Source organism: Nitrospira sp. (assembly GCA_029194665.1).
In the GTDB taxonomy this organism is placed as follows: Bacteria; Nitrospirota; Nitrospiria; order Nitrospirales; family Nitrospiraceae; genus Nitrospira_D.
Map to the genome: position 1 here is coordinate 181,865 of JARFXO010000004.1, position 16,368 is coordinate 198,232.

A 16,368-nucleotide genomic window follows, 5' to 3' on the forward strand; every position below is an offset into this window, starting at 1 on the left:
GACCCCATCATGATCTCCGCGTTGGAACACTGGAGCTATTGCCCGCGCCAGTGCGCGTTGATTCATGTCGAGCAGACGTTCGATGAGAATCTCTACACGCTGCGTGGGCGGGCCGTGCATAAGCGGGTGGATGAGCCGGAGACAGAGGAACAAGCCGGGGTGCGGATTGAACGGGCGCTGCCTTTGTGGTCCAAGGCTCTCGGGTTGATCGGAAAGGCCGATGTGGTGGAGTTTCACGGGGAGACACCGTATCCCGTGGAGTACAAGCATGGGCCGCATCGGGCACACGAGCATGATGACTTGCAGCTCTGCGCACAGGCCATGTGCCTGGAAGAAATGCTGGGAAAGCCTGTGCCGCGCGGAGCGATTTATCATCACAGCTCGCGGCGGCGTCGCGAGGTGGCGTGTACGCCTGAACTGCGGGCACGGGTGGTGCAGTCTATTCAGGCGATTCGTGCCATGTTGGCGGCCAAGCACCTTCCTCCACCGGTGAACGATAAGCGATGTACCCATTGCTCCCTTCAAGAATCCTGCATGCCTGCTGCGATCGGTGAGGGTCGGCGGGCCTCTGCTGTGGTGCGCAACCTCTTTACTATCCACCCGTGAGACTGCCATGCATCAACTATTGAACACGCTCTACGTCACGACGGAAGGTGCGTACGTGCGGGTGGATCATGACACGCTGAAGATCGAGGTCGAGAAGGAGACCAAACTGCAAGTGCCGTTGCACCATATCGGCGGGGTGGTCTGTTTCGGCGATGTCATGATGAGTCCGGCAGCGATGGCTCGTTGCGCGGAGGATGGGCGCTTCGTGGTGTTGCTGGATCGGAATGGACGGTTCAAGGCACGTATTGAAGGCCCAGTGAGCGGGAACGTGTTGCTGCGTTGCGCACAGCATGAAGCGATGCGCGACTCTGAACGAACGCTGTCGATCGCGCGAAACAAGGTCGGAGGGAAGATTCAAAACTCCAGGCAAATTGTCTTGAGAGGCGCGCGCGAAGCGGACGATCCAACCGATGCCGAGGCATTGCGGAACACCGCCGATGCGCTCGCGAATGCCGTGGGAAGAATTCCTCAGTGCGATAATCTTGAAACGCTGCGTGGCATTGAAGGCGAGTCGGCACGTAGCTATTTCTCCACCTTCGATCGGATGATCAAGGAAGATCGCGAGGCCTTCAAGATGGAGGGCCGAAACAGGCGTCCGCCGACCGACCCCATCAATGCGTTGATGTCGTTTCTGTATGCGCTCGTCCTCAATGATTGTGTCGCGGCAGCGGAAGGCGTCGGCCTCGATCCGCAAATGGGCTTTCTGCATGCGCTCCGTCCAGGGCGGGCTGCGTTGGCCTTGGATCTCATGGAGGAGTTGCGCAGCCTGTTGGCTGATCGGCTGGTGCTGACGGTGATCAACCGTCGTCAGGTCACTGCCAAGGATTTCACCCAGCGCTCAGGTGGCGCGGTACACATGGAAGATGCCGCTCGCAAAGAAGTCATCGTCGCCTATCAGAAGCGTAAGCAAGAGGAGATCACGCATCCGGTACTTGATCAGAAGATGCCCTTGGGCTTGGTGCCGCACGTGCAGGCTCGCTTGCTGGCGCGTGTGTTGCGTGGTGATCTGGAGGCCTATCCACCCTATCTGTATCGGTAGGAAGCAACATGAATATTCTGATCACCTACGATGTCTCAACGGAGACGGCGGCAGGTCGCAGACGGCTTCGGAAGGTGGCGTTGGCTTGTCTGGACTTTGGTCAACGGGTGCAGAAATCCGTCTTTGAATGTTCGGTCAGTGAGATGCAGTATGAGGAGGTGATGCGGCGATTGCTGGAGATTATTGAGGAAAAAGAAGACAGTCTGCGGGTGTATCGCTTGATCGAGCCGAAGGAGAAATATGTGCAGGTCTATGGGGTGAATACGGCTGTCGATTTTGAGGAGCCGTTGGTGTTGTGAGCGCGAACCAGGAGCTCTGATGAAAAGCTGGTAGGATCGCGATGAATCTAACTCCTTGGAAGAGCAAGAGATTTGGTAGGCGTGAAGGGCGAGGAACTTTCGGACCTATCGAACTATTTCAGAGTTCGCGCGAACAGCCTCGCAAATCAGCAGAAGAACACGTGGTTGCAGTAGTACAGTAGCGTCCGCTCGAAAGGGCGGGCGAGGATTGAAACCAGCCGTGGGACTGGATAGCTACATTACGCTCGATGTAGCGTCCGCTCGAAAGGGCGGGCGAGGATTGAAACCAATGATCTGCTTCGCAAAATCGGCAAAACTTTTGTAGCGTCCGCTCGAAAGGGCGGGCGAGGATTGAAACATGTTGGCCACCGTGATCGCGCAGACGACGATGAGTAGCGTCCGCTCGAAAGGGCGGGCGAGGATTGAAACGTCCCTCTTGAGACCAATACCCGCTACCGTCATAGTAGCGTCCGCTCGAAAGGGCGGGCGAGGATTGAAACGCCGCTACGAGGGGCCTTAGAACTGCCCTTACTCCGTAGCGTCCGCTCGAAAGGGCGGGCGAGGATTGAAACGATCACGGCCGGCGAGAGAAGCCGGCGGCTACCAAGTAGCGTCCGCTCGAAAGGGCGGGCGAGGATTGAAACCCTGGTGCCAGCGTCACGTCCCGATCCAACACGATGTAGCGTCCGCTCGAAAGGGCGGGCGAGGATTGAAACATGTAGAAAGACAGCCATATTCTTCCCCCCTCGTAGTAGCGTCCGCTCGAAAGGGCGGGCGAGGATTGAAACAACGACAACATGGCATTTCGAGCATGGCATGATTGTAGCGTCCGCTCGAAAGGGCGGGCGAGGATTGAAACCGAATAGTTAAACCATAGTCCTTTATGTCATAACGTAGCGTCCGCTCGAAAGGGCGGGCGAGGATTGAAACTGACCCCCCAACACAGAGAGGGGATCATAGAGAAGTAGCGTCCGCTCGAAAGGGCGGGCGAGGATTGAAACACAAGCTCAACGTAGATGGTGTATCTAAACATGGGTAGCGTCCGCTCGAAAGGGCGGGCGAGGATTGAAACGGCGGCTTCAACTCTTTCAGCACCACCGGCGACCGGTAGCGTCCGCTCGAAAGGGCGGGCGAGGATTGAAACACAACAATCACTTTGCTGACAGTGGGCATTTGTGGTAGCGTCCGCTCGAAAGGGCGGGCGAGGATTGAAACACAAACTTGGGATTGATAACAACCTGACTCCTCGGTAGCGTCCGCTCGAAAGGGCGGGCGAGGATTGAAACCTCCCAAGCGTTGCGTGAAGAAGGAAGGGGGTCGGATACGTTTGGTTGGCAACCAACGTTCGATGTAGTAAGGCCATACCCGTCCAAATCCAATTGTGTCCTCGTCGGGCCTGCGTCTGTTCTGTTAATCCCTCCGCGCATCCGCTACAATGCCGGCATTGTGAAACCGGCGGCCTTCGATACGACACCGTGACTAGGACTGGCGGGACGATGCGATGCATCGACGTATCGACCAGTCAGCTAGGAGTTTCATGAGGACGATCGACACAGTCTCGGCACATGAGCTGGCAGCGCTGGCTGATCTGCAGCAACGAGTGTGTGGGGAATTGCCCGGCGTAACCATGCGGTGGACGCTCTTCGGCTCGCGGGCGCGGATCATCCTCCTCACGGCGGCGGGCGGGTCGGATCGGGCGGTCGCTGCGCAGTTGCGAATCAACCGCCACACAGTGCGGTTGTGGCGGCAGCGGTTTGCCGAGAAGGGGCTGGCCGGACTCACCGAGACCCCAGGCCGGGGCCGCAAACCGGTGCTCACCGACCGCGTGACGGCATCGATTCTGACCGGGGCTGTTCAACCGCCGCCCCATCGCGCACGATGGAGTTGCCGATCGATGGCTGCCGCCCACCACGTCTCCAAGAGCACGGTCCAACGACTCTGGTCGAAGAACGACATCAAGCCGCACCTGACACGGACCTTCAAGATCTCCACCGATCCGCGGTTCGACGAAAAGTTCTGGGATGTGATCGGCTTGTACCTCAATCCGCCGGACAAAGCGTTGTGCGACGAAAAGAGTCAGTGCCAGGCGATCGAGCGCACCCAGCCCGGCTTGCCCCTGAGCGTGGGGCACATCAGAACCGCCACCCATGACTATATTCGGCATGGCACGGTGACGCTGTTTGCCGCGCTCAATTATCTGGAAGGCAAGATCGTGTCGATGCTCGCGCCCCAACACCGGCATCAGGAGTGGCTGAAGTTTCTCAAGCAGATCGATCGGGAGACGCCCGCCGGGGTCGAGTTGCATCTGATTGCCGACAACTACGCTACGCACAAGCAGGCAGACGTCCACAAGTGGTTGACGAAGCACCCGCGGTTTCACATGCACCTCACCCCCACATCGGCGTCGTGGATGAACCTGGTTGAACGCTTCTTTCGGGATCTCACCGTCGACGTCGTGCGGGAGGGCAGTTTCACACACGTCAAGGAACTCTCCCGCCAGATTCTGGCCTACCTGGCCGAACGCAACGCCCATCCCATGCGCTACGTCTGGAAAGCCAAGGGGAAGGACATCCTCCGTAAGATTCACCGGGCCAAGCAGGTGCTGACTGTATAGCTATTTGAGAGACGCTGCACTAGCTTGTACTGAGAAGGGGCTCGAAGGACACCATAGGTTGCTTAATTATGAAGATGACGCACTGTGACGGGCGCCAAGGCCTTAGCGCGAGCTGGTATTGGGGTTTTGATGATCGTCTGCTGGCGGCAGGCAGGTCAAACAAGAAGTGGAGGACATCATGACAACATTGACAATCGAATTACCGGAGGGCGCGTTCTCGGCGTTGCGTCGCTCCCCTCAGGAGTTCGCGAAAGAGATGCGCATCGCGGCGGCCGTCCAATGGTATGCGCAGCAGCAGATTTCCCAAGAGAAGGCGGCGGAAATCGCTGGATTGAGCCGAGTCGAATTCCTCGACGAACTGTTTCGGCGGCGTGTGCCGGCCTCTCAGGTGACGCTGCAGGAATTAGTCAAGGAAATCGAGCGTGCCGGTGAGTGACGTCTGGGTGCTCAACGCGTCGCCGGTAATTCTATTAGGGAAAATCGGTCGGCTGGATCTGCTGGAGAGTCTGGCGGCCAAGGCCGCCGTACCGGACGCGGTGTTTCTTGAAATCCAGGCTGGGATCGGCGAGCACCAGGCGGTACAGAACACGGTGGATTGGGCTGCACCTCGCCGGGTGGCTGATGTGCCGATTCCCTTGTCGATTGAACGATGGGATTTGGGGCCGGGTGAGTCACAGGTGATTGCGCATTGCCTGAGGGAAACACAACGTGCAGTCCTTGACGATGCCCAAGGCCGCCAATGCGCAGGCGCACATGGCATCGCAGTCATCGGCACAATGGGGATCGTGCTGAGCGCGAAGCGTCAGGGGATGCTCTCGGCTGCCCGCCCTGTTTTGGAAACGCTCCGCCGCTCGGGCATGTACCTGTCTGACCAGATCCTCACCGAGGCTCTCAGACTGACAGGAGAATAGGGGACATGGCCATGCTGAAACCGTGAGTGGGATGGACGGTATTATCGCATGCGGCAAGTTGCCCCTGTGGTGGCTGAAGAGCCGGATCGCATTGTGGTAGTAACCGTGTACACCGTCTATTTCCAAGAAGGAGGCAAACCGTGAAGATCGAATACGACAAGGCAGCAGACGCGATGTATATTCGCCTCCATGAAGGTGAGTTTCAGTGCCGCAACGTCCGCCTCACGGACGATATTGCCTTGGACTTTGCTGTCGGGGAACAGCTCATTGGCATTGAACTGCTGGGTGCGAGTCGCCTATTCGAAAAACCTGAATCGCCTCTGATCGAACTGAAAGACCTCATTCCGAAAGTGATCGCCGCTTGATGACGGGAATGGACAGCCGAACCATGGCGATATCGTAGGTCTTAGGATCTTATGGAACCTTGATCCAAAATCGCGATGCCGCGTCCAGACGTCCGGGAAGGGCGGTCGTTCAATGCTGATGAATGTGCCATTGCGCTCGAGCAACCGGAGAAAAGGGACTGACAGGTTTCCACGAGGGACGAATTTTCAAGCGAAACGACGTTCAAGGCTTCGTAGAACAGGAAGTACCGGGGCCGAACGTAGCGGAGCTGCTTAACGTCCGGTAGAAGATTTCATGAGGCTATCTGCCTGAGGCGGAAGGAAGCCCTGGTAACCTCGGTGGCGTTCAGCCAACTCCAAGACGGAGAACGGTTGTCCATCGACGGTTTCCGGCGTGGAAAAAATTTGCCTGAGAGGCCCGCCCGCTGCTCCGACGATGCTGCCGGCGAACACCACACCCTTTTGCTGCAACCGAGCGACGGCCTGTTCGATATCTTCCACTCGGACGGCCACATGGTGAAAGACCTTGTCACCGAATTTGTTGACCCAGCCGGGAATGATGCTGGTCTTCCCTCGTGCATCCGGATAGGCTTGGTCGACGAAGAGAGCGGGATAACCGATCTTGCGGTAGACCTTCGCGTACCAATCGTCGTACTGCAAGGTCTCGTCATAGGCATAGCCCAGCTTGACGAATGGTTCAGCTCCACGATCGATATCGAGCGTTCGAATCGTGACATGATCAATGACGGGCGAAAAGCCTACGCCGGTCTCGTCAAGCATTGCCTTCAGGACCCCTGCCGCCCGGTTACGAGCGACATAGGTTGCAACCATTTGTTCCATAAGGTCATCGAGTTCATGAGCCTGATCCATCGGTTGCACCTCGTTCAAGATCCGAACTTAATCCCTTGCGCCAGTGGTAATTCTGTTCCCCAGTTGACTGTGTTGGTCTGACGGCGCATATAGGCTTTCCAGGAGTCCGATCCCGCTTCGCGCCCTCCTCCTGTTTCCTTTTCTCCGCCGAACGCTCCTCCGATCTCGGCTCCAGAGGTTCCAATATTGATGTTGGCGATCCCGCAGTCGCTTCCGGCCGCCGACAGAAACCTCTCGCTGTGGCGCACATCGCTCGAGAACATCGCCGACGAGAGACCCTGCGGAACGTCGTTGTGCATCTGAATGGCCTCGTCGATTGTCTGGAAGGTCATGACATACAGAATAGGCGCGAAGGTCTCACGCTGCACGATCGGCCATTGCTTTTGTGCTCTGATGATCGTCGGTTCAACAAAATATCCGGGTCGATTCAACACATGGCCGCCGAAGAGAATCTCGCCGCCTTCTTTCTTGATTTCATCGAGGGCCGCACGATAGCCCTCCACGGCCACATGGTCGATGAGCGGCCCCATGAGCACGGCTTTTTCCAGCGGATTACCGATCTGTACTTGGGCATAGGCCTTCACGAGCCTGCCGACCAATTCCTCGTAACGTGATTCGTGAACGATCAAACGTCTCGTCGTTGTACATCGCTGCCCGGCGGTTCCGACGGCTCCGAAGAGGATGGCACGTACCGCCATGTTGATATCAGCGGTCGCATCGACGATCACGGCGTTGTTGCCGCTGAGTTCGAGGAGGGTTCGGCCCAATCGCTGCCCGACCAACGAAGCGACCCGTCGACCGACCGGCACCGACCCGGTAAACGAGATGAGCGGCAAACGTTCATCCTGCACCATCTGTTCGGCAAGAGCCGGTTGGTCGGCGATGAACAGCGAAAAAATACCCGAATAGCCCTGTTGCTGCATGACACGGTTACAGATCTGTTGCACCGCGACGGCGCAGAGCGGCGCCTTCGGCGAGGGTTTCCAGATGACCGTATCGCCGGCAATCGCCGCCACAAACGCATTCCAAGCCCACACGGCAACAGGAAAATTAAACGCGGTGATGACGCCGACCGGTCCTAGCGGATGCCATTGTTCACTCATCCGGTGGGCCGACCGCTCCGACTGCATCGTAACGCCGTAGAGCATCCGCGACTGGCCGACGGCGAAATCCGCCATATCGATCATCTCTTGCACTTCCCCATCGCCCTCGGCCTTGATCTTGCCGACTTCCAGCGAAACCAACGTCCCCAATTGGTCCTTCTTTTCGCGGAGGGCTTGACCGATCAGTCGGACGATCTCGCCACGCTTCGGCGCCGGCACCGTTCGCCAGGCGCGGAAGGCCTCAACCGATTCTCTCACGATTCGCTGATAGTCTTCTAAAGAACACGGATACACTCCGGCTATCTGCTCTCCGGTTGAGGGATTGATCGACGACAGGAGGGACCCATCATTACGACCGGACCACCAGCTGTTGCCGGTACTTCCGCCGGAATTCACGGCTTGGATGCCCAGGTCTCTAAGCGCACTGTGTGTCGTGCTCATCGGAAGCAAGCTCCAAAATCATTGTCCAAGAAATCTTTCAATAGTATTGATTCCTGAGTGATGAATCCATGGTACGCCGATGGATGGGTCAACACAAGATCCATGACACAGCAGGCACTGGATGCAGTCGTCACTTGAATCGCCGACCAGAGTTTGCCCTTGATGCATTGCGGATACACTTTCTTCACATAATTTTCCTCAAAGAACCCATCTTCGTTCTTTCCCGTGACCGAGGCATAGATCAAGACGACGTCTTGCAGGGTTTGTGGAACGGCATGTTCGAGCACACGCTTCAGGGTCTCTCGATCTTCGTTCAGTTTGAGGTCCTTCATCAACAGGTGGATCTTTTCGCAGTGGCCGGGATAACGGAGAGTTTTGTAGTTCATCGTTCGAACTTTTCCCGCATAACTGTCGGCCAAGGTACCCAATCCACCGGAGGTGTTGAACGCTTCGTACAACAGCCCATCCAGCTCGATCGTTTCGTATCCTTCAAGCGGTTGCAGCTGGACTTTCTCACCCTCTTCTATGCCGTAACAGACATTGCCGTATTCATTGATGAGTCCATCAGTGGACCAGGTGAGCGAATACTTGAGGGCATTACTCGGATGGACGGGCAGCGCGCCGACACGCATTTTGACCGTATCCAACGTTTCAAAGTGAGTCATCAGCTCGTGGGCGACGATACTGATGAACCCAGGCGCCAGGCCACATTGCGGCATAAACGCATGGGTGGTGCCTTTGCTCAAAACCTTGATCTGGTTTGTCACTTCGACATCCTCCGTCAAGTCGAAGTAGTGCAGATTATGAGCTAGGGCCAGTGCGGCGACGGTCGGATTACAGAAATAGGGAAGGCTCGAGAGCACGGCGTCGAATGGATGCGCTGAGAGATAGGTGCCGACGGCATCCGGATGTCGTACATCCAGCAGACATGGGGTGACCCGTTCCAAACCGAGATCTTCGACCAGATGCTTCGGCGCATCCAAGGTCATGTCGCCCAGATGAACCTCGTACCGGCCATGTTGATTGAGCAGGCAGGCAATCAGAGATCCGATCTTGCCGGCACCGAGGACGAGCACACGATTCATCATGGCGCATTATACTCTACCCCGGAATTCTGACCACTCGCTTTGAGAAATGGCGCGGCGACAGATCGAGTCGTCACTGTTGATCGAGAGCATCGACGACATACTGGGGATGGTTGGTCGGTGCCGTTGTCGTCTGGCTGTACCGGCAGGGAGGAATATCGGCCTGCAGTCTTCGTAAGAGCGTCGTCACCTTCATTGTGCTGGGCACGTCGCAGATCCAGACATGCATGCCGGATTCCAGCTCATCAAAATGACGCAGGACGCGAAACCCCGGCTGCTCCATGAAGTAGGCGGAGAGAAAACCGTTCACGGCCGTCACGATCCAGGGATGTTCCTTGATATAGCGGTAACTCAGCCGCAGTTCCGTCGTCGTGGCTGGTTCTTCAGACTCCATCGCCGCACTCTATCAATTCCGACTATGAGACCGCCACTCCCTCGATGGAAGGTCCGTGTTATCGATCTCGACCGGAAGGTGCGGCGGGTGGTGATGTGAGAGAGCCGCTGAACTGAGCGGATCGAAAGGATTCGTGCCACGACAACAATTGCCAGCTACCGTTACGACGTTCGAGAACCCCGGTTTCTCGCATCGGGAGCACGGTCCGTTTCAATGCGGCTCCATCGGCAACATAGCGGATATAATCGAGTTCCATCGCATACCAGGCCAAGTCTCCCTTGGTCCACACCGTAAGTTCATGAATCGGAATCTCGATCTTCTGAGAATTGGCGAATTCCTCTCGCATTCCCTTCTCAAGCTCCGTCCAGCCGCTGTACTTCCGTCCGGCGACCGCGTAACTGATGATATCGGCATCGTGTGCCATCAACCGTGAAAGCGTCGGCAGGTCCTTTTCGGCGTTGGCGCGCACCATCCGACGGATCGCCGACTCCGGATCATCTAAGGGCTCGGACGCGATTGCGGCGGTCGGGACAGTGATGAGCAACGTCAGGACACAGCACGCAAACAGTTTGGGGCAGATCACGGAGAACGACCTTTCATCAACAAACTCAAGTTTCCGCACTGTCGGTCATCAATCCCGGGAATGAACGAAGAATCGAATCAACGTTCCCATCGATACCCGACGAGAAACGGCATAACCGTCAACACGCCGAGCGCGCCGACAGGAATCGTTCCAACGGCTGCGTCTTGACTGGTGACGTACCCCTGGAACGACAAGCTCTGAAGGGTTTGTATGACCGTCCACTCCGAAATCAGCATGAGGCAGAGGGCCACAAGCCCGACACCGAGGCGAATGCCGGGCAGCGGAGGCAAGGTGAATCGGTCCACCACCCACCGCGCTCCGATCATGGTGGCGAGCAGCACGTTCGGAATCTCCAGCATCTCGGCAAGCTTCTCGCCGATGTGCAGGGCCACCACTTGTAGGCGAATGACCTCCAGGACAAACTCCGCTCCGACCGCGACCAAGTAATAAATGGTGCCGGCCTTCAACACCTGCACCAGGCCATGCAGTTTCTCACTCCCGGGCGTCTTATCTGGTACGGAACTCACAGGATATGTCGCATCGCTGAGAGGAGAGTCAACTTGGCGCCTCCTTATGCAGATGAGGGGATAGCCGATTATTTTTGGTAGGTCAGTCTAGCGGAAAATCACAGTCAGATCCATGGTCTGAAGAATATGGAACGGCGAGGCAGCTCCATGGCCTGACAACCCTGAGCCCCACCTTCTGGCGGCGCAGAAGGAATGATGAGTGATAATATTCCCTGCTCCCTACGAGGTGTTGGGAGGCAAGTTGATCAAAGAGGGTTCCATGAACCAGGAGGACCTTGATGCATACGTGAAGCATCAAGACCTCGTCCTGCCGGTCGTCGATCAACAAGGGCAGCAAGCGTTCAGTACAAGATGGAAGGGAGAAAGGAACCGGCAGGCTTCTGATAGAGCCCGAGGCTCATTAGCGTCATGGGTTGGACGACCCGCAGGCCCTGAGCCAGGCACCATTGGAACAATTCCATGTTCCTGGTCGGCAGCAAGAATCCTAGTCCTGTAAAGGCCGGCGCCGCACCGATCAGAGCCTTGAGGTCTTCGTTTGTCCGACCGACTGCATGACCAAAGAAACCAATCCCCGTGGCATAGCCGGTAATCCGACTACAGTGCTCGACGACCGTTGCTGTTCCATCGGCAATGGCATGCGCAATCTCGCCGTGACGATCATGTCCATGCACGTTACGGCACAATGCATCGCACAACGCGAGATCGTCCACGATCGCTTTCCGTACACGATAGCCATGCAGATCTAACCTCAGGGGCGGTCCCTGTAGGATTGAGAGAGGCTCTCGTGCCTGGAACCCGAGTTTGGAGTATAGAGAAAGCGAGCGGTTATGGTACGCGGCCTGGACCAGCCGGACTCCTACCTGACGGCGAGCGTTGGCACGGTCCAGCACGGATTCCATCAACTTGCGTCCAATACCGGAGTTTTGGGCAGTCGAACCGACGGTAATCGGTCCCACCCCTGCGATAGGATCGCCTTCCCAGAGAAAGTTGCTGCCGACGACTTGACCGTCGAGCTCAGCGACAACTGAGTACACATCGGGAAGCGTCAATATCTTTGAGAGCAGTTCCACTGCTCGATCGACGGATGGAAAATCTGGTGTGAAGCCATGCTGCTCGGCGATCGCCTTGAACGCCTCATAACCGATTTGCCCGCACGCCGCGGCATCCCGCACCGTACCTGGTCTGAACGTCGGTTCCATTGGTTTGTCCTTTAAGAATGAAGGTACCTTTCCGTGGGGAAACGAGTCAATCGGCATATCATGGGGTAAGGCTTTCCAAGAAACCGGAGGACCATTCGGCAAGATGGTAGCCGCTGTGCGGCGCTGCCTGGGCCCGCACCAGGTTGAACACGACAGACCGGCAGAGCTCCAGAGGTACAAGGGGAGCAACCGTAGATGAAACCGAGATACGACGTGCGTCGCACATCGAGAAACCGCTGTCGGTCCTTGTCATCTAAGGAGATGTCCTGGCGGGCGTTGTCGCGATGAACAGAGAGTTTTCCCGCAGCCCGCTAGGCGACCGATACAACCGGCGCCTGCCGCGGTTGGAGCACCATGCGGATGCCACCTTTCGGTCGCAAGGTCACGAAGAATTCAGGCTCGACAGTCTTTTGATCCAGTTGCAGATTATAGCGGCGACCGATCAAGGCCAGCAGGAGCGGCCCTTCAACCGATGCGAAATGAAGTCCCACGCAGGCGCGCGGTCCTGCGCCAAAGGGGAGATAGGCATAACGAGCAGCCGGTCGCTCGCCGTCCAGCCATCGCTCCGGCAGAAATTGTTCGGGGTCCGGCCAAAAGGCTGGGTGTCTATGCAGATTGTATGTACTCATCATGATGAGTGCGCCGGCATGTAGCGGTAATCCATGGACAGTGGTGCTGGTTGCCGCCTTGCGCTGGAGGACTGGTGCGGACGGATACAGCCGGAGTGATTCGTTGAATATGGCTCGAGTATAGGGGAGGTGCTGAAGATCATCGACGTTTGGCGCTTTTCCGTGGAGAACCCTATCCACCTCTTCGTGAAATCGTGCCTTCGCCTCCGGATGGGTTGCGAGGAGGTACCACGTCCAGGCGAGCGCGTTCGCAGTCGTCCCGTGTCCAGCTGCAAAGATCGTCAAGGCCTCGTCGCGCAACTCCTGATCGGTCAGTCCGACACCGGTCTCTTCATCGCGGGCTTGGAGCAGCAGATCGAGGAGATCGCCATGCTGCACCCCGCTTTGACGCCGCTCGGCCAGTAATCCATAGATCAGTCCATCCATGAACTGCATGACGGAGCGAAATTCACGGTTACGTGGAGTCGGCACCCAGCCGGGTAGTCGCAATGGATTCTGAAACGAGTCGAATGCATACTTCAGGCTCACACGCAGTGCATGATTGATCTGATCGATGTGTTGCGCCGTGCTGGTGGTGAACATAGTTTGCGAGATCACTTCGAGCGCCAACTGCCTCATTTCGGCTGCGATATCGAGCGACTCTCCTTCGTGGTCTCCCCAGTCGGCAATCCGCTGCTCGCCCACCTGGACCATCCGATCGGCCATCGCCGCCATACGAGAGCGATGGAAGATCGGTTGGATGATGCGACGATGGCGTTTCCAGATCTCCCCTGAACTAGTCACCAATCCATTGCCCAGGACCAGTGCGAGTCCGGCCGGCCGCCGAGGGTCGTACACTTTCGCGAAACGGTCGGCTTGCTGGACCAGAATTTCTTCGGCGAGATCAGGATGACTGAAGAGGTGGAGAGTTTTCGGACCGAGCCGAAAGCGCAGCGCATCGCCGTGCCGGTGCCACCACGTCGACATCGTCTCCAAGGGACGCTTCTTGAACGTACCCAGGTGGCCCAGGAGGGGCATGCCACCGGGCACGTCGACAAACGTAAAGGTAGGAACCGAGTTCGGCATGAGAAATGGACTGTATCAAACTAGGGCCTGAGCAGCAAATGGACTGAGAATAGCCCTTGCTGCGGATGAATGCGGTCGATGGAACTGTGAAAGCCAGAAATCGCAAAGGGAACCACCGGACTTTTGGACAGTGTGGTAAGTGGAGGTCTGGTTTCTTGGTCGAAACACTAGACCCAAGTCCGAGTAGACGCGCCTTCTTCCTTCGTATGCGGCCGACAGATCCCGAACTACGCAGCTCCACAGCCTGTCCGGCATAAGGAAAAAGAGTAGCGCGGCAGTGACGGTTTGCTGGAGGACGAGGCGCGGGTTGTCCATATCGGGTTTTCGGCGCAAGGCTCCTGGATGTCCTTAGGCACATTTCACGATAGGTTAATTGCGGAGGGGTGTGGTATGATCCGTCGTTGTGACAACAGAGACAGACGGTACTCTCCCAATTCCGTCGACGCCGGATGCGATCAGCTCCAGCTGGCTCACACGAGCGTTACGTCACGCAGGGGTGCTCAACCGCGCCGAAGTGGTCGCCATCGATGTCACTCCGATCGCGGCCGGCAGTGGATTGGTTGGGCAAGCAGCCCGACCTCAACCCCATCGAGCATGACTTCGCGGCCATCAAGAAACATCGAGAGTATCAGGAACATGCAACCATCGACGATATCGTGAAAGCCTATCACTGATTAAGGGCTTGGCTATAAAGATTCACGATGTAACCGCCATGGATGGTACAAGACCTGTCCCGCTTGTACTCTCGGGTGCGGCGGTCGGCTGGTTTCGCCTGTGCGGTGATGCACAGTACAAGACCCGACCCCCAGGAGTTGTCTGCCTCTATCGAAATCCGTCGCGAAGTCCTCTTTGGGAGGGCAGTCTGACCAGTCAAGTTGGTTTTTCTAAACAGCCTGCTATTGCAGGTCTTCCAAGCTGTACATCAGCTCATGAACGAGCCGATCTGTCCTTATCATGAGGTCGTAGTGGACATCCTGTGTTGTAAGGAGTGTTTCGAGGCTCTTTCCTTGACTTCGTTCCAAAGCGAGTCTAACTGGCCCTCTTGAAATAAACCTGGGATCAACACCGACATAACGGCAGTCCCATAGGCGTTACGAGCAGGCCTAGGGTGAGTGTCATCACCGAGCACATCGGATAATTCCCTCCACAGGTCGAGGTAGTAGTCTTTCCTCTGATCAAAGCTCTTGAGGATGGGGATGAAGGTTTCCGTGATGACCAGCCGAGCATCCTGGGAGAGGGGCTGAAGCCAGCCTTCGCGGAGACCCACTTCGCGATAGATCCGAGGGATCAGGACATCTTTCGGCCCAACGCCGTCGATTCCAAGGACCTGGCAGATCTCCGAGAGGATATCTTCGTCATACCTGTTCAGATAATAAATGGTCTGTCTGGGAAAACTCTCGGCTGGAAGCACCAGCGAGTCGGCATGCTGTGTAACCGAGCGAGCTTTTCCCGCATCGTACCGGTTGGAGGAAGTCCGAGATCTTGCAGCCACTCGGAGAGCTCCTTGGACATAGAAAAATTGAGATAGCAGTCAATGAGTCTTGCCCTCAGCTCCTTGTCGTCCGGAGATAAAACAGCCACCTGTCCGCTAGGCTCGCTCGCTTGATCGAGCTTTCCTGAAACGGCTTTCTCGAATCTCATCTCGTCAGACGCCTTCACCTTGGTGCCACAGAAAGGACAGAACCGAGCTTTCAGCGGGAGCGCGGCATCACAATGTGTGCAATTCATGGCGACCTCCCACGCGGGGCCGGACGGCTTTTTCCGCTACTCTGTTCGATTTATCCCAACACCCAGATTGCCGTTCCGGACAAATCCCGCAATAACCGATCGGTGATGCTGCTACTAAAGAGTCGCTTGGTGCCCGTCGTTTCATGACGTGCGACGACGATGGTGCCATAGGCCCCGGATTTTGCCTCGTCGATAATCGTGTCGGCAATATCACGCTCATGTCCGAACTTGAGCGTGACGCGATCGATTGGGAACCCGGTCTGCCCCAGTCGTTCCAGCGCTTTGAGCAGGATGGGATATTCGACAGCTCCCTCCATCCGTACCCACTCCTCCTGCTCTTTGCGTAACTGCGTACCCAGACTGTCCTCGACCTTCGGATTCTCGGAGCCGCCGTGCTCCATCAACTCACGAGGCATCGGTTTCAGCACGTGAAGCAGCGTCACGTGCACATCGTGGGTGTCGCGGAGCAACGAGCCCACGTAATGCATCGCATGAAGCGATTGATCCGAATCATCCACGGCCACGAGGATTTTCTTGGGGAACGTTCCGGTCGTGTGGGCCTGCTGTTCTGCCGAGGGCAATGCATCTGGTTTGGGTATCGTAGCCATGCTGTTCACCATTTCTCAGGGTGACGAAGGTCTCTGTTTCTCGCCGCACTTTCTCCCTTCTTTCTTGAAAGGATTCTGCGTCAGGTGCTTCGGAGGCACGACGACCGGTTGTGGTAGAAGAGGCTCGTCTCGTGGGTTGTGATCAGACTCCTGATCGGAAGACTATCGTGATGATTCTTGAAGATCGCGTGACAACCGACCGACCAGAAGCCCGCTGTCACATCGGCGGGCCACTGTGAATTGGCGGACTCAGCGGTTCCATTGTACCCCTCCTCGTGGAACGATCAGCCGACCACATCCGGCACATGGAACAGCCATCAGCC

At 56.8% G+C, this 16,368-nt stretch carries 17 protein-coding genes, 1 pseudogene and 1 CRISPR repeat array; of the genes and pseudogenes, 8 read left to right on the forward strand and 10 right to left on the reverse strand.

Annotated features, from left to right (window positions below; genetic code table 11):
* Positions 1-9: 9 nt before the first annotated feature.
* From cas4 to P0119_14250, 7 genes and pseudogenes are all read left to right on the forward strand, one after another.
* Positions 10-606 carry a CRISPR-associated protein Cas4 gene (gene cas4 / locus P0119_14220; GenBank protein ID MDF0667216.1) on the forward strand — a complete coding sequence of 199 codons (597 nt, stop codon included), beginning with the start codon at positions 10-12 and terminating at the stop codon, positions 604-606.
* Positions 607-613: 7 nt separating this feature from the next.
* Positions 614-1,645 carry a type I-C CRISPR-associated endonuclease Cas1c gene (gene cas1c / locus P0119_14225; GenBank protein ID MDF0667217.1) on the forward strand — a complete coding sequence of 344 codons (1,032 nt, stop codon included), beginning with the start codon at positions 614-616 and terminating at the stop codon, positions 1,643-1,645.
* 8 nt (positions 1,646-1,653) lie between these two features.
* Entirely contained in the window at positions 1,654-1,944 is a 291-nt protein-coding gene (gene cas2, locus P0119_14230; protein MDF0667218.1) for a CRISPR-associated endonuclease Cas2, read from the forward strand.
* Between the two features lie 178 nt (positions 1,945-2,122).
* Positions 2,123-3,230: a CRISPR direct-repeat array (repeat unit 37 nt; unit sequence GTAGCGTCCGCTCGAAAGGGCGGGCGAGGATTGAAAC).
* A gap of 359 nt (positions 3,231-3,589) precedes the next feature.
* Positions 3,590-4,558, forward strand: a pseudogene (locus P0119_14235) (IS630 family transposase).
* A gap of 178 nt (positions 4,559-4,736) precedes the next feature.
* Entirely contained in the window at positions 4,737-4,994 is a 258-nt protein-coding gene (locus tag P0119_14240; GenBank protein MDF0667219.1) for a UPF0175 family protein, read from the forward strand.
* Positions 4,987-5,469: a DUF3368 domain-containing protein gene (locus tag P0119_14245; protein MDF0667220.1), complete on the forward strand. Its 483-nt coding sequence runs from the start codon at positions 4,987-4,989 to the stop codon at positions 5,467-5,469. The genes P0119_14240 and P0119_14245 overlap by 8 nt, the downstream gene beginning before the upstream one ends.
* 140 nt (positions 5,470-5,609) lie before the next feature.
* Positions 5,610-5,834 carry a DUF2283 domain-containing protein gene (locus tag P0119_14250; protein ID MDF0667221.1) on the forward strand — a complete coding sequence of 75 codons (225 nt, stop codon included), beginning with the start codon at positions 5,610-5,612 and terminating at the stop codon, positions 5,832-5,834.
* A 252-nt stretch (positions 5,835-6,086) separates the two neighbouring features.
* On the opposite strand, the gene P0119_14255 is transcribed toward P0119_14250, so the two are convergent.
* From P0119_14255 to P0119_14290, 8 genes are all read right to left on the reverse strand, one after another.
* The gene (locus tag P0119_14255; GenBank protein ID MDF0667222.1) at positions 6,087-6,683 is read right to left on the reverse strand and encodes a VOC family protein; all 597 of its coding nucleotides are present in this window, start codon (positions 6,681-6,683) and stop codon (positions 6,087-6,089) included.
* A 14-nt stretch (positions 6,684-6,697) separates the two neighbouring features.
* A complete protein-coding gene (locus P0119_14260; GenBank protein MDF0667223.1) occupies positions 6,698-8,227 on the reverse strand; it encodes an aldehyde dehydrogenase family protein in 1,530 nt (509 codons plus the stop codon).
* Complete coding sequence (locus P0119_14265; GenBank protein ID MDF0667224.1) at positions 8,224-9,315, reverse strand: saccharopine dehydrogenase C-terminal domain-containing protein; 1,092 nt, start codon at positions 9,313-9,315, stop codon at positions 8,224-8,226. Before P0119_14265 ends, P0119_14260 begins: the two co-directional genes overlap by 4 nt.
* Positions 9,316-9,385: 70 nt before the next feature.
* A complete protein-coding gene (locus P0119_14270) occupies positions 9,386-9,706 on the reverse strand; it encodes a hypothetical protein (GenBank protein MDF0667225.1) in 321 nt (106 codons plus the stop codon).
* A 58-nt stretch (positions 9,707-9,764) separates the two neighbouring features.
* Positions 9,765-10,289: a nuclear transport factor 2 family protein gene (locus P0119_14275; protein MDF0667226.1), complete on the reverse strand. Its 525-nt coding sequence runs from the start codon at positions 10,287-10,289 to the stop codon at positions 9,765-9,767.
* A 77-nt stretch (positions 10,290-10,366) separates the two neighbouring features.
* Positions 10,367-10,816: a hypothetical protein gene (locus P0119_14280; GenBank protein MDF0667227.1), complete on the reverse strand. Its 450-nt coding sequence runs from the start codon at positions 10,814-10,816 to the stop codon at positions 10,367-10,369.
* A 341-nt stretch (positions 10,817-11,157) separates the two neighbouring features.
* Entirely contained in the window at positions 11,158-12,015 is an 858-nt protein-coding gene (locus P0119_14285; protein ID MDF0667228.1) for a GNAT family N-acetyltransferase, read from the reverse strand.
* 311 nt (positions 12,016-12,326) lie between these two features.
* On the reverse strand, positions 12,327-13,709 hold the full coding sequence (locus P0119_14290) for a cytochrome P450 (protein MDF0667229.1): 1,383 nt from the start codon (positions 13,707-13,709) through the stop codon (positions 12,327-12,329).
* Between the two features lie 527 nt (positions 13,710-14,236).
* Here P0119_14290 and P0119_14295 point away from each other — a divergent pair.
* Positions 14,237-14,383 carry a hypothetical protein gene (locus P0119_14295; protein MDF0667230.1) on the forward strand — a complete coding sequence of 49 codons (147 nt, stop codon included), beginning with the start codon at positions 14,237-14,239 and terminating at the stop codon, positions 14,381-14,383.
* A gap of 278 nt (positions 14,384-14,661) precedes the next feature.
* On the opposite strand, the gene P0119_14300 is transcribed toward P0119_14295, so the two are convergent.
* Both P0119_14300 and P0119_14305 read right to left on the reverse strand, forming a co-directional pair.
* Positions 14,662-15,201 carry a hypothetical protein gene (locus P0119_14300; protein ID MDF0667231.1) on the reverse strand — a complete coding sequence of 180 codons (540 nt, stop codon included), beginning with the start codon at positions 15,199-15,201 and terminating at the stop codon, positions 14,662-14,664.
* A 286-nt stretch (positions 15,202-15,487) separates the two neighbouring features.
* Positions 15,488-16,045: a universal stress protein gene (locus P0119_14305; protein ID MDF0667232.1), complete on the reverse strand. Its 558-nt coding sequence runs from the start codon at positions 16,043-16,045 to the stop codon at positions 15,488-15,490.
* Positions 16,046-16,368: the final 323 nt, after the last annotated feature.

Bases quoted from the DNA above. Each gene is read 5' to 3' on its own strand.
- cas4 (MDF0667216.1), top strand. From the start codon at position 10: ATGATCTCCGCGTTGGAACACTGGAGCTATTGCCCGCGCCAGTGCGCG.
- cas1c (MDF0667217.1), top strand. From the start codon at position 614: ATGCATCAACTATTGAACACGCTCTACGTCACGACGGAAGGTGCGTAC.
- cas2 (MDF0667218.1), top strand. From the start codon at position 1,654: ATGAATATTCTGATCACCTACGATGTCTCAACGGAGACGGCGGCAGGT.
- P0119_14240 (MDF0667219.1), top strand. From the start codon at position 4,737: ATGACAACATTGACAATCGAATTACCGGAGGGCGCGTTCTCGGCGTTG.
- P0119_14255 (MDF0667222.1), bottom strand. From the start codon at position 6,683: ATGGATCAGGCTCATGAACTCGATGACCTTATGGAACAAATGGTTGCA.
- P0119_14260 (MDF0667223.1), bottom strand. From the start codon at position 8,227: ATGAGCACGACACACAGTGCGCTTAGAGACCTGGGCATCCAAGCCGTG.
- P0119_14265 (MDF0667224.1), bottom strand. From the start codon at position 9,315: ATGATGAATCGTGTGCTCGTCCTCGGTGCCGGCAAGATCGGATCTCTG.
- P0119_14270 (MDF0667225.1), bottom strand. From the start codon at position 9,706: ATGGAGTCTGAAGAACCAGCCACGACGACGGAACTGCGGCTGAGTTAC.
- P0119_14285 (MDF0667228.1), bottom strand. From the start codon at position 12,015: ATGGAACCGACGTTCAGACCAGGTACGGTGCGGGATGCCGCGGCGTGC.
- P0119_14290 (MDF0667229.1), bottom strand. From the start codon at position 13,709: ATGCCGAACTCGGTTCCTACCTTTACGTTTGTCGACGTGCCCGGTGGC.
- P0119_14295 (MDF0667230.1), top strand. From the start codon at position 14,237: ATGTCACTCCGATCGCGGCCGGCAGTGGATTGGTTGGGCAAGCAGCCC.
- P0119_14305 (MDF0667232.1), bottom strand. From the start codon at position 16,045: ATGGCTACGATACCCAAACCAGATGCATTGCCCTCGGCAGAACAGCAG.